This is a genomic window from Xanthomonas sp. F10 (assembly GCF_014206815.1).
Taxonomy (GTDB): domain Bacteria; phylum Pseudomonadota; class Gammaproteobacteria; order Xanthomonadales; family Xanthomonadaceae; genus Xanthomonas_A; species Xanthomonas_A indica.
This window is the reverse complement of sequence record NZ_JACHNP010000002.1, coordinates 943,301-955,887: the sequence shown is the minus strand read 5'-3', so window position 1 is coordinate 955,887 and position 12,587 is coordinate 943,301. Positions and strand designations below refer to the sequence as shown.

Below are 12,587 nucleotides of genomic sequence, written 5' to 3'. Positions count from 1 at the left end.
CTCCCCTGCGTGTGGTGAAACCGGTGGTGCGAACGGCCTAGGTGGACGCGGACTTGCGGCCGCGCATCATGTCCGCCTACTTGGCGATGCGCTGGTCGATCTTGTCGATGGCGAAGTCGCGGACTCGGCCTCCAGCGCGCCAGCAGCGGCCGCGACCGCCGCGGCGGCCCCCACCAGCATGTCGGTGGCCAGCACGCCCAGCGCACCCTCGGCGGCCTGCTCCATCCTGTTCTCGGCCAGGTTTTTGAGCAGCACGCTCTGGCTGGCCAGCGCCGTCTTGCTGACGCCGTCGAAATAGACCGCCGCCGATTGCGCAACCAGGCCTGGCGCCTGTCTGATCAGCATGTTCGAGCCGACCTCAACCTGCGTCGGTGCATACGCCATGGTTTCGGCATTGCTGCGCTGTACGCGCCGCGCGATCTTGCTGTCGAGCGCGTCGCGGGCCAACCCTGCCACCTCGGGGCGCGCGAGCAGGTGTGCATCGAGTGTCTTCAGCATGGATGGCGGCGTTGGCGACACGGGCGGCGATGCGGCGGCTGCCGCGCCGGCCCGCTCGCCGACGGCGTCGCGATCGGTCGCCGTTGCAACCGGTGTCGTGGCAGAAGGTCCGGTGGACACCGTCGCCGCTTCGGTGATCTGTGCATTGGTGCCGTTGGGAACTGTCATGGTTCGCTGCTGAGAGAGGAATGGCCGATGCCGTAAGCCCTGCGCATCGGATCAGGCGGGCGAGGACGGTGAGCTACGTGCAACGACGGCCGCAGAAGCCGAGCGGGCCGGCACCATCGGGGAGACAACTCCCCGAAACGGCGACGACCAAGGCTTCGCTACGGCGCATGACATAGCGACGGCAGCTACACCTCAGATGCTTTGCTTGTGCCACGCGACGTTGCAACGCACTCCTATCGTGATCGGCTGCAATGCGCAGTTCCTGCATAGCCCGCGCAGCAGGCAGCAGGCTTTGTCCATATTCGTAGACATCCCCCAAGCAATCCTCGCGCCTTTCATGAGGGCAATGGCAACACACCACATTCTGGCGGTAGCCACCGCTCGCTCCGGCGCACACGTTACGGCGTTCGGCTCGGACAACACGCGCTCCAAGCATCGAGGACGACGTCGCAAAAGGCTCGCCTAAAGGTCCGCGCTTGGTGCTTGCATCGCGGCGCCGGCCAAACACGGGTATGCCTTGCAGAATCAGGGCGGACGCATGCATCGTCGACTGCCAATCACGAATCGCGAGGAGGGGCTGCGCTTGCGCCGTACCCTCACCCCCGACCCCTCTCCCGGGGGGGGGGGGGAGGGGAGTTTGCACTGTCGCGCGCACCATCTTATTCGCAGCAATGTTGGAACCACTGTGCCTGCGTACAGGCACCTTCACCACAAACGCCGCGCCACAACTCCAACGAAAAAGCCGCACCCGGCTTCACGCCGGGCGCGGCTTCGGTCTTACGTCGCGGGCAGATTCAACGCGTCGCGGAGGCGCCCACGTTGAACAGCTGGAACTCGCGGATATGTGCGGCATCGACGCTGGACAGGATGTTCAGGCGCACGCGCGAGGCGGTGACCGCGGGGAAGTGGTCGATCTTCATATGGCCGATCGCCTGAGCCTGCGCGACCTTGACCCAGGCGCCGTCGCGGAACACTTCCACCGCGTACTTCTGCACAAGTTGGCCGTCGTTGAGCCATTCCATCGACATTGCCGTGTCGAAGGTCACCGGCTGCTTGAACTGCAGCTCCAGCGTGGCGTGGTGCGTGCCGTCCGGCGCGCTCCAGAACGTATCGCGGTCGCCGTCCACCGCCGCGGCGATGCCGTCGTCGTTCTTGAGCCGGCCACGCACCAGGTTGCGGTCGGCGCCGTAGCGCGCCTGCAGCGCCTGGCCCATTTCCTCCAGCCGCTTGACGTCGGCCTCGGGCAGCAGGCCGCGCTTGTCCGGGGCGATGCCCAGCACCAACTGACCGCCGCGGCCGACGCTGTCTTCCCAGATCTGCACCAGCTCGTCGACGCTCTTCAGCGTCTGGTCGCTGTTGGGGTGCCAGAACCACTGCAGCTTGTGCAGCGGCGTGTCCACCTCGACCGGGCGCCAGCGCAGGTAGCCATGGCGGTCGATGGTGTTCCAGTTCTCGCCCTCGATCACCCCGGCTTCGTTACCGACCCAGCGCACGTCGCCGTACTCGAACAGCGCGGTGTCGGCGAAGACCATGGCGTTGGGCTGGTAGGTGCGCAGCTCCTCCATGTACTTGTCGAAGTTGTACACGTGGCCGGCGCTACCGGCGCCGTCCAGCCACCACTCGGTGAGCGGGCCGTAGTGCGAGGCCAAGTCCACCAGCTGCGCGGCATAGAACTTGTCGTAGGCCTTGGGATCGGCGTACTTGGGCTCGTGGCGATCCCACGGCGACAGGTAGATGCCAAAGCCCATGCCTTCCTTGCGCACGGCCTCGCTGGTCATCTTCACCAGGTCGCCCTTGCCGCCGAGCCACGGGCTGTTCTTCACCGAATAGGCGCTGTCCTCGGTGGGCCACAGCGCGAAGCCGTCATGGTGCTTGGCGACCAGGATCAGGTACTTGGCGCCGGCCGCCTTGGAGGCGCGGGCCCACTGCGCCGGGTCCACCTGGTCGGGCGCGAACACCTTGGGACTGGCGGTGCCGTCGCCCCACTCGCGATCCAGGAAGGTGTTGGTGCCGAAATGCACGATCACCCCGAATTCCAGGTCCTGCCAGGCCACCTGCTGCGGCGACGGTTTGACCTCGGCGAAGTTCTCGGCGAGCAGCGGCGGCGCGGCCAGGGCGGTCAGGCCGAGCGCGGCCAGCCAGCGGAGCGGAGAGAGCGGGCGGTTCGGCATGGCGGATCCTCGCAATCGTCGGTCGGGCAGGCGGCGCTGCCGGTGGTGTCAGCATATGGTATTTAATTGATGATAAATAGGTATCCCCGTTTGCGGGACAGGACCGTACCACATGATGTCGCCTTCGCTGTTTCCCCTGCTGTCGCTGTTCGCCGTGCGCGCCATCGCCGGTCCGGCCGCCGTCGCCCCGCCGCAGGTGCCGCCCTCGCCCATCGTCTACAGCGAATTCGTCAACGCGCAGGCGCCGACCGCGCAATGCCACGCCTCCACCCTGGTGGAAACCCGCGATGGCCTGCTCGCGGCCTGGTTCGGCGGCCGCCACGAGGGCGCCGACGATGTCGCCATCTGGGTGGCGCGCCGCGACGCCAACGGCTGGCAACCGGCACAGCGCGTGGCCGATGGCGCACAGGCGCAGGGCGCGCCGCTGCCGGCCTGGAATCCGGTGCTGTTCCAGCCCGCGCAAGGGCCGCTGCGGCTGTTCTACAAGGTGGGCCCCGACCCGAAACGCTGGTGGGGCATGCAGACCACTTCCAGCGACGGCGGCCACCACTGGTCCACGCCCGAGCGCTTGCCCGCCGGCATCCTCGGCCCGATCAAGAACAAGCCGGTGCAGTTGCCCAGCGGCCGCATCCTCAGCCCTAGCAGCAGCGAGGACGCCGGCTGGGTCGCGCACATGGAATGGTCCGACGATAACGGCGCGCACTGGACCCGCGGCCCGGCGATGAACGACCCGGCCAGGATCGGCGCGATCCAGCCCAGCGTGCTGCTGCACAAGGACGGCCGCCTGCAGGCGGTGGGCCGCAGCCAGCAGAACCACGTGTTCAGCACCTGGTCGCGCGACCAGGGCCGCACCTGGGAACCGATGACCCTACTCGACCTGGCCAATCCCAATTCCGGCACCGACGCGGTGGTCCTGGCCGACGGCCGTTCCCTGCTGGTCTACAACCCCACCGAGGCCGGAAAGGACTGGTGGGACGGCCGCGGCATCCTCGCCGTCGCCCTGTCCGACGACGGCCTGCACTGGACCCGCGTGCTGACCCTGGAAGACAGCCCCAAGGACGAATTCTCCTACCCCGCGGTGATCCAGACCCGCGACGGCCAGGTGCACATCAGCTACACCTGGAAGCGCACGCGCATCAAGCATGTGGTGCTGGATCCGAAGCGGTTGGGTGTGGAGTCAGCGGCGCCTGCTGGCGGCAGGTGAATCGTGCTCGGGACCCGGGGCCCGGGACCGGGGACCCGGAGAAGCAAGAGCAAGAGCGCTCCCTGGCGATCGGATCAGACTGTGAAATGGGCCTTTTCGGGCCCCGGGCCGCGGGTCCCCGGTCCCGGCTCCTCCAACAACGCCACCATCCGCCGCACGCGCGCCACATCGGTCTGCATGCGGTCGCCGCCCAGGCTGCGCACGTGCGGATGCGGCGCCAGCGCCCGCGACGCCAGCGGTCCACGGGCGGAGCCATGAAACTCGCGCGCCCCCGTGCGCGCACGCAACTGCGCCAGGTTGGCCTCGGTGACGCCGGATCCCGGCATCACGCTCAAACGCGCACCGGCCTGCTGCACCAACGCGGCGATCATGTCGGCGCCCTCTTCGGCAGTCTCGCGCGCACCGGAGGTCAGCACACGCTCGCAGCCCAGCGCGATCACGTCCTCCAACGCACGCCGCGGATCGGCACTGACATCGAAGGCGCGATGGAAGGTGACGCCGAGCGAACCGGCCGCAGCGATCAACTCGCGCATCGTCGCCATGTCGACCTCGCCAGCCGCGGTCAGCGCACCGAGGACCACGCCATCGCAACCCAGGCGCACGCACTGCTCCACGTCGCGACGCATCGCCTCCACCTCCGCCGCGTCGAACACGAAATCGCCGACCCGCGGGCGGATCAGCACGTACAGCGGAATGCGCAGCCGATCGCGCACCGCTGCCAGCGTGCCGAACGACGGCGTCAGCCCGCCGCCATCCAGGCCACCGCACAACTCCACCCGCATCGCACCGCCCTCCTGCGCGGCCAGCGCCGAGCCGATCGCATCGGCCGCCACTTCCAAGCCCATCGGTACGCTCCCGCTCATGCCGCCGGCGCCGCGAAATGGCTCTGTCCGGGCAGTAGCAGATCCTGCCGCTGCGCATCGCAGACCGCGTAACTGAAACCGGGCTGGATCGCAAACGCACCGACCTCGCCGCGCTTGTTCATCGCCAGGAACCCCACCTGCAGATCGCGGGTGAGCTGCGGCTTGCGCCGCACGATGCGCATCACCACCTCGCGGCAGGCCTCGGCCGGACTCTTGCCCTGCCGCATCATCTCCACCACCGCGAAACTGCCGACGTTGCGGATCACTTCCTCGCCAACACCGGTGGAAGTCGCCCCACCTACTTCGTTGTCGACGTACAGCCCCGCACCGATGATCGGGCTGTCACCAACTCGCCCGTGCATCTTCCAGGCCATGCCGCTGGTGGTGCAGGCGCCGGACAAGTTGCCGTGCGCATCCAGCGCCAGCATGCCGATGGTGTCGTGGTTGTCCTTGCCGCCGGGCAGCGTGCCACGGCGATAGGCACGGTTCTCGATATTGGCCTCGGGCGCATAATGCGAGGTCTTCAGCCACTCCTTCCACGCCTGCTCAGATTCGGGCGTGAGCAGCTTGGTACGCTCGAACCCCTGCGCCAGCGCGAACTGCAGCGCGCCATCGCCGACCAGCATCACATGCGGCGTCTTCTCCATCACCCGCCGCGCCACCGAGATCGCATGCACGATGTCCTCCAGCGCCGCGACCGACCCGCAGCCGCCGGTGTGATCCATGATGCAGGCATCCAGCGTGACCCGCCCATCCCGGTCCGGATAACCGCCCAGCCCCACCGTGTGATTGTCCGGATCCGCCTCCGGCACCCGCACCCCGGCCTCCACCGCATCCAGCGCCGCGCCGCCGCGCGAGAGCACCTGCCACGCCGCCTGGTTCGCGGCGACGCCGAAGTCCCAGGTGGAAATCACCCGTGCTGCGCCGTGTGGCAAGGGGCCGACGCCGGTCTTGGCCTGCGCCTTGGCCACGGCGGCGCGTACGCCAGGAAGCACACCGCCCAACCCGGCGGCCAGGGCGCCGAAGGCGGCGGTTTTCAGAAAGTGGCGGCGTTGCGGCATGGGGAGGCTCCGGCGTTGGGAGGGCACGCGGGACGGGGCGCGTGCGTAGCCCTACATCATGCGGCAGAGCGGGATGGGATTAAACGGTCTGCTTGGCGCTACAGGGTTGTCTTGGCCATTTGCTCCGGCAGAATTGCATCGAAGCATGCCTGAACTTTTATCAAGCTCATCACGTACTTCCGAAGAGTACCAACGTTACTCGTCAATCATCCAGCCACTACAACCTAGTTGGCACCTTGCATAAACCTCCAAGCCCCCCACTAGAAACCGGCTCAATATAATAGAATTTTTTTCCATCGCGCACTTTCAGCAGACCGAGCCCCTCTCCACCACACCTATAACAATAACCCCGATAAGGTCGCCTCACTCCAAATACAAACATGAAAACAATTTCGCAACCACTAAAACCGCGAAGAAATTTGCTTATCTTCCTCAATGACGCAGCAATTAAATCACTTACTACGAGTTCGAAAGCAACGCGACACCATCCACCCTGCAAGAACATAAATTGCCATGCAACACAAAAAGAATAAAAAAACTCTTATGTAACTTCCGAACAGTTCAAGATGGTAAGCAACGCCAATGCATAAAACGACGAACGCCAAGTCTACTAGCTTTTTTTTTGGACATTCATCGCTCCATTATTTTGTATTCAATCCAACTTTTTGTCTTATCGTTGTCACTGAGCTTGGCCAGTGCGCTGTTGGCGTCATACAAGCATTTCAGCAAAGTTTGGAATTGCCCGCCGCGCCGCATCAGCAAAGCAATTCCACTGCGGAAGGGCTCCAAAAATAAAATAAATTAACTCTTCTTCAAATATTTATCATATGAATATGATGCAAGCGCAAGAACATCCACAATAGCTAAACCCATGAACAACATGACGAGCAACCTATAGACCCTGAGCCCAATAAAATACTCTATCGCCCAACATGAAATAAGCCCAAAAAATGCAAGCAAAAATATCGAAAAACCGACAAGCAATTTCTGATCAGATCTGATTTTTTGCCAGTTTATTTTGTGCATAGAAATGTCCTTGTCTGACATTGCTGAAAGCCACCGGAGACCTGACTACCTATACCAGCATTTATTCCTAAAGATGCACTTCCATCCTTGGAAACTTCAACCGAACCTTTGGCCCCAGCTCCTTCCATTGCACCTATCTGCAACTGAACCGAGCTACTTTTCCCTTCAGACAAACCGCCCGTCCCACAGGAGAAACCTGCTGTCCCACCTAGTCCCCCAATGAAACCACCGGCCACCGGCGTAGTACCACACCCCTTCATATATAAGCAAATCTTGCCACTCGTATCGAGGGCAATGCCACCCTCACCACTGCCTCCTGCGGCAAAATTTCCGTAGGAGCCACCTAAGCTGAGCTGAAAATTCAACTCTCCGCGATATCCGTGTTTTTGAGACTCTCGCCAGCGTTCTCTTTGCACTCCGGGGGGGAATGACCACCAGCCAGGAGACTCAAGGCCGTAAAGATCTTTTGAATAAGCAGGATTAAGGCCCACATAGGCGTACGTACTCATACCTCCGCCCAACCCAATCGGATCACTCTGCACATACCGCCCCGTACCGGGCTCATAGTCGCGGAAGTAGTTCTGGTTGAGCCCACTCAGCGCGTCATAGCGCTGCCCCGGGAACCGCATATCGAACACAAAGGCCGTGCCGTCCTTGTCCGGGTCCTGGTCTGGGGCGGTGGCGCCGAACGCTTCGCCCTTCAGGTCCCAGCGCCAGATCGCCACGTCGCGGACCGGGTCGATCACCGCGCGCGGGGTGCCCAGGTGGTCTGGTTGCACATAGCGCAGCGTGTTTTTGGCGAGTACGCCCACCGGCAGGTCATCCAGCCAGATCGCCTGCTGCACGACCGCACCGTTGTTGTCGTAGTCGCCCAGCCAGTGACCACTCTCGTCGTACAGCGTGTAGGTATTGGTCTTGCCCACCCGCCTGACCTGCTCGCCACGGCCATTGTAGGCATAGTTCGCCACGGTGGTGCTGCTACGCTTGACCTGTGTCAGCCGGCCGTTAGCGCCGTACACGTACTGCACGGCGGTGCCGCCGATCGCCGTGGTGTTGCCGGCCGCGTCATAGCTACGTGCGGTGCCGGCCACGCTGCTCAGGCGATGGCTGGTGGTCGGATAGCTGTAGGTCTGGGTGCTGGTGTTGACCTTGGCGCTGAGGCGGTTGCCGGTGGCGTCATAGGTGTAGCCGTCGATCACCGTATCGGTCGGACCATCCTTGAACGCGGTCAGACGGCCCAGCGGGTCGTAGTCCAGTTTGATGACCGGTGCGGTGTTGCCGGGCGCGGTCAGCGCGCTGAGATTGCCGACCGGGTCGAACGCGAAGCCCACCGCAAGGCCATCGCTGCGCGTGTCGTTGACCGCCAGCGGGCGGTAGTCCTGATCCAGCACGCGCTGCATCGGACGGCCGTTGCCGTAGGTCCACCCGGCGACCGGGCCGAACGGATAGTAGGTGGCCTGGTTCAGCAGCACCTGGCGGGTGCCGCCAGGTGGGGTCACGCCGACCTCGGTGGTCTGGCCCTGGGCGTTGCGTACGTAGTCCACCACCGCCCCATCCGGGTAGGTCAACCGGCTAAGTTGCCCGGCCTTGGTGTAGGCGTAGCGGACCACGAACACCTTGCCGTTGGTGGTCTGCACCTTGCGCACCAGACCGCCGAAACGGTCGTAGCAGTAGTCGGTGCTGCCGCTGCCGTCCTGCATCCGGGTCAGGTGGCCGACGCCGTAGGTCTCGCCGCTGGCGCAGGTGCTCTGGCTGACGTCGTAGGTGTAGCTGACGTTGAGGCTGGTGGTCGGATAGCCGACCTGGGTCAGGCGGTTCAACGCGTCGTAGCCGTAGCTGGTCTTGATGTTGCGCGCATCGGTCTGGGTGGCGCGGTTGCCGGCGCTGTCGTAGGTATACGTGGTGCTGCCGGTGTCTGGGCTGGTGAGCTTGGTCAAGTCGCCCAGGCCGTTGTAGGCATAAGTAGTGTCCAGGCCCTTGGGGTCGGTGACCTTGGTCAGGTTGTCCAGCGCGTCGTAGCCGAACTTGGTCTCGGCAGCGATGCCGCCCACATCCTGCAGGGTACGCGCCAGGCGGTTGAGCGGGTCGTAGTCGTTCTGGGTGACATGTCCGAGCGCGTCGGTGACGGTCTTGGTGTTGCCGTTTGGATCGTAGCCGAAGTCGGTCGGATCACCTTGTGCGGTGGCCTGCGTCACCAGTTGGCCGAGCTGGTTGTACACCCGCGAGAGCGTGCGCTTGAGTGTGCCCGATGCGTCCTTGGTGTCTTCCTTGGATCGGTTGCCGGCATTGTCCAGCGTGTAGTGGATGGTGTTGCCGGCGTTGTCGGCGATATCCGTCAACCGGTGTGCGGCGTCGTAGGTGAAGCGGGTGAACGCGCCATCAGGCTGCGTCACCTGCTTGACCAGACCAGTCGGCCAATAGTCGATCGCGGTAATGCGGTCGTCGCTCTCGCTGCTGTCGTCGGACCCGCGCACCTTGCTGGCGGTCAGCCAGCCACGCGGGTGGTAGGTGTAGTCGGTGACCACGCCGTTGGCGTTCTTCGCCGACAGCACGCGGCCGGCGCCGTCGTAGGCCAAGTACTCGGTGATTTGGCCCAGCGCATGGGTCACTTTCCACAGGTCGCCCTTGCGGTGTGCGCAGCTGGTCGGGGACGTGGCGCAGGTGGTGTCGTCGGCGGGGTAGTAGGTGAACGTGGTGGTGTCGTTGACGTCGGCGCGCGCGCCGTCGACCGACTTGGGCAGGCCCAGGATCGGGCAGGTGCTGTCGGTCGCCGCCACGTCCGCCGCTTCGCAGTAGCTGTAGGTGACCGTGCGCTGCTTGCCTGAAGCCGTGTCGCTGCTCGTCATCTGCACCGGCTGCAGGCGATCGTTGTAGCTGTAGGACACGGTACGCCCACCGGTCTGCACCGACAGCAGGCGATTGCTGCCGGCCGCGGTACGCGTCGTTGTGGTGCGCTCCTGTGGTTGCCCGACCGCCTCGCGCACGGTGTGAATGTTCACCACGACACCGTTCTCGGTCGCTTCGGCATAGCTGTGCTGGGTCTGGACGCCACGGCGATCGGTGACGCTGCTCAGCCGGCGGCGGAAGTCGCTGGACTGGTCATTGTAGCTGTACTGCAGCGTGCCGTCGGTCCTAGCAACGGCGGCCACCTTCGGCGAGACACCACCGGCATCGGTCATCGTGTAATCGTTGACATCGCCCAACGCGTCGGTGACGCGGGTACCGGCGGCGGAGTACGCCAGGGTGATGCCGTCGATGCCACCGGCGTGCTGGCTGGAGATCGCACGACCGACCTCGTCGTAGGCGAAGGTGCTGAAGCGCTGGCCGTCTTCCGTGGTCACACCGGTCAGATGGCGCGGGAAGCGCGTGTCCTCATAGTGATAGATCCGGCTCTTGCCGTCTGCATACGTGACGCCAGTCAGGCGCTGCTGGTCGTAGCTGTAACTGACCAGTTGCACCCCACCGGAGACGACGCCGCTGATCAGTGCATCGTCGTTTTCGTCTGCATACACCAGTTCGAGGGAGCGCCCCTGCAGCGAGGCGATACTCTGCAAGCGCCCACGCGCGTTGTAGCCATACACCCATCCACTGCCATCCTCGGCCATGCGCGAGACCAGCTTGCCCTTGGCATCGAAGGTGTAGATCGCATCCTGGCGATACAGGATCCATTGGTCGCTGTTGGCGACGATGCGCTCGTCCGAGGCGTTGGCCGCGCGATATTCAGAACCCATCTTGCGGAACGGCACGGCATAGCCGCTGCCTTCCACCAGGCCAAGCGTATCGCCCTGGATCGTCAGGTGCAGACTGTGCGAGAAGGTCCAGCCAGGGCCGAATCCACCCGTGTTCAGCGCGATACCCGAGTGGTAATAACGCGTCAGGGTGATCCACCCAAGATCCAGGTCGCGCTCGGTCTGGAATTTCTCGCCGGTCTTGACGTCGCAGGGGTTGCCTCGCATTCCGGAGTTGCCGCCATTTTTTTGCGTCTCGCATTGCAACGTCGAGACTTCGATGGTGGCGAAGATCTCTTTGTTGGTGCAACCTTGGTCGCTAATGTGCCAGGACGCGTAAGGCTTCGGGCATTCGGAGCGCCGCGTACGGCTCATATACGTGATGTACTCGTCGGGGCCGCTGCAATCTTCATAATAGGTATGAGCGCTGTATCCTCTGCTCTGACCTTCGATGCCGATGTCATACTCGGGATACGGGCCAGAGATAGCTCGCCAAGCCTCTACCGGCGAGACTGAAGCTGGAGGGCACGCGGGCTTTGTAGCGCTGACTTCCTGGGCAAGAATGATGGCTGCCTGCTCTTCGGTCGGAATCTTGGAGGTGTGCCAAGTGGTATACATCCACTCTTCGTCAATGGCTTTGGTACGACCCATCCAATAGGTGATCACCGATGACCCATTTTCCTTGACGACGGTGTCCTTGATCGTATCGACGTACTGGTACGCGTCCTCCATGTTTTGAGGCCCAGGAATCGCCTTGATCGCGGCCTCCGCTTCGGCTTGGGTGGAATAGACACCACGGTCATTCCCCTCCGCATCGCGTAGCTGGAACTGCTGCTTCTTCCCTTCTGCCGCTGCGAATGCGGCCCCTGACAGAAGGAGCAGCATCGCGATCAGAAGCGCGAAGCGCATGGCGCCGAAATAAGTGGGAGTGCGGGCGGTAGTGATCATTGCGCGTCCTTGCAAGAAGTCCATCAATTCGGTCGAATCAGGGAGCAGCAGGATGTCGAGCGGGTCCATGGGACTCGACCGGCCTCCTTCTGACGCGCAATAGCGCATAGCCAACGGCGGCCGCTGGTGCGGTCGCAAGATCGGGGCCATCCAAATAAAACGCGTGGCATTGGCCAGATCGGCTCATCCCTGAGCGAAGCAGTACAGCGAACGGAAACCACACGTTGCGCATACGACAATCCTTGTCATGACGATCGACGATGCTAGACGAAGCCACTTACCCTGGCAACACGCTGAAGCGCGCTCTGCTCAAGCAGGCAGAACATCGGCGATGGAAGTTGCAGCTTGCAGTCAGAAGCAAGACGGCCGCAAGACTGATCGCCCCTACTCTGCCACCGCAAACCGCTCCACAACCATCCCCTCGATCGCCTCAAGATCCGGCAGCAATGCGCTCTGCTCGCCCAGCAGCACGCGCATGTGCACGCCGGGCGGGAGGGTTTCTTCGGAGGCGTCAGCGAGCAGGCCGTCGCGGGGGACGGAGATCAGTTGCGGGAAGGATTGGGTGAGCAGCGCCAAGTACGGCAGGTCGGGATTGCCGCCCAGGGCCTTGAGCACGACGATCTTGTTGTTGGTGGCGACGGTCTCGGCGCCCAGGCCGGTCAGGCGGGCGAAGGAGACCAGCGGGACTTTCCAGCCGTACCAGGCGATCTGGCCGAGCAGCCAGTGCGGAGCGTCGGGCAGCGGTTCGACCGGAACGCGCGACATCACTTCGGCGATGGTGGCGTTGGGCAGCAACACGCGCTCGCTGCCGGCCAGGATGAGGACACCGCGGATTTCGTCGTTGCTGGCGTAGCTGCTCATGGAGTGACTTCGTCCTGAAAGCGGAAAAAACGCGCGGTGCGGGCGCGGCGGGGAATGGC

General features: G+C 63.7%; 7 protein-coding genes. 1 reads left to right on the top strand and 6 read right to left on the bottom strand.

Annotated features, from left to right (window positions below):
- Window positions 1-66: 66 nt before the first annotated feature.
- On the bottom strand, window positions 67-666 hold the full coding sequence (locus FHR56_RS15450) for a hypothetical protein (protein WP_237473102.1): 600 nt from the start codon (window positions 664-666) through the stop codon (window positions 67-69).
- 794 nt (window positions 667-1,460) lie between these two features.
- Window positions 1,461-2,837 (bottom strand): alpha-L-fucosidase, encoded by a 1,377-nt coding sequence (locus tag FHR56_RS15445; protein ID WP_160946483.1) that lies wholly within the window; start codon window positions 2,835-2,837, stop codon window positions 1,461-1,463.
- Window positions 2,838-2,949: 112 nt separating this feature from the next.
- Here FHR56_RS15445 and FHR56_RS15440 point away from each other — a divergent pair, with 112 nt between their 5' ends.
- Window positions 2,950-4,041 carry a sialidase family protein gene (locus FHR56_RS15440; RefSeq protein ID WP_160946484.1) on the top strand — a complete coding sequence of 364 codons (1,092 nt, stop codon included), beginning with the start codon at window positions 2,950-2,952 and terminating at the stop codon, window positions 4,039-4,041.
- Window positions 4,042-4,115: 74 nt separating this feature from the next.
- Here FHR56_RS15440 and FHR56_RS15435 read toward each other — a convergent pair whose 3' ends face one another.
- From FHR56_RS15435 to FHR56_RS15420, 4 genes are all read right to left on the bottom strand, one after another.
- Window positions 4,116-4,886: a copper homeostasis protein CutC gene (locus FHR56_RS15435; protein ID WP_160946538.1), complete on the bottom strand. Its 771-nt coding sequence runs from the start codon at window positions 4,884-4,886 to the stop codon at window positions 4,116-4,118.
- A 14-nt stretch (window positions 4,887-4,900) separates the two neighbouring features.
- Window positions 4,901-5,965, bottom strand: a complete 1,065-nt coding sequence (locus FHR56_RS15430; protein WP_160946485.1) for a N(4)-(beta-N-acetylglucosaminyl)-L-asparaginase — start codon at window positions 5,963-5,965, stop codon at window positions 4,901-4,903.
- A gap of 1,013 nt (window positions 5,966-6,978) precedes the next feature.
- Window positions 6,979-11,736, bottom strand: a complete 4,758-nt coding sequence (locus tag FHR56_RS20510; protein WP_221441949.1) for an RHS repeat-associated core domain-containing protein — start codon at window positions 11,734-11,736, stop codon at window positions 6,979-6,981.
- A 315-nt stretch (window positions 11,737-12,051) separates the two neighbouring features.
- On the bottom strand, window positions 12,052-12,528 hold the full coding sequence (locus FHR56_RS15420) for a chemotaxis protein CheW (RefSeq protein ID WP_160946486.1): 477 nt from the start codon (window positions 12,526-12,528) through the stop codon (window positions 12,052-12,054).
- Window positions 12,529-12,587 lie beyond the last annotated feature (59 nt).

Excerpts from the sequence above, each read along its gene's own strand:
- FHR56_RS15430 (WP_160946485.1), bottom strand. The coding sequence starts at position 5,965 with ATGCCGCAACGCCGCCACTTTCTGAAAACCGCCGCCTTCGGCGCCCTG.
- FHR56_RS15440 (WP_160946484.1), top strand. The coding sequence starts at position 2,950 with ATGATGTCGCCTTCGCTGTTTCCCCTGCTGTCGCTGTTCGCCGTGCGC.
- FHR56_RS15450 (WP_237473102.1), bottom strand. The coding sequence starts at position 666 with ATGACAGTTCCCAACGGCACCAATGCACAGATCACCGAAGCGGCGACG.
- FHR56_RS20510 (WP_221441949.1), bottom strand. The coding sequence starts at position 11,736 with ATGGACCCGCTCGACATCCTGCTGCTCCCTGATTCGACCGAATTGATG.
- FHR56_RS15445 (WP_160946483.1), bottom strand. The coding sequence starts at position 2,837 with ATGCCGAACCGCCCGCTCTCTCCGCTCCGCTGGCTGGCCGCGCTCGGC.
- FHR56_RS15420 (WP_160946486.1), bottom strand. The coding sequence starts at position 12,528 with ATGAGCAGCTACGCCAGCAACGACGAAATCCGCGGTGTCCTCATCCTG.
- FHR56_RS15435 (WP_160946538.1), bottom strand. The coding sequence starts at position 4,886 with ATGGGCTTGGAAGTGGCGGCCGATGCGATCGGCTCGGCGCTGGCCGCG.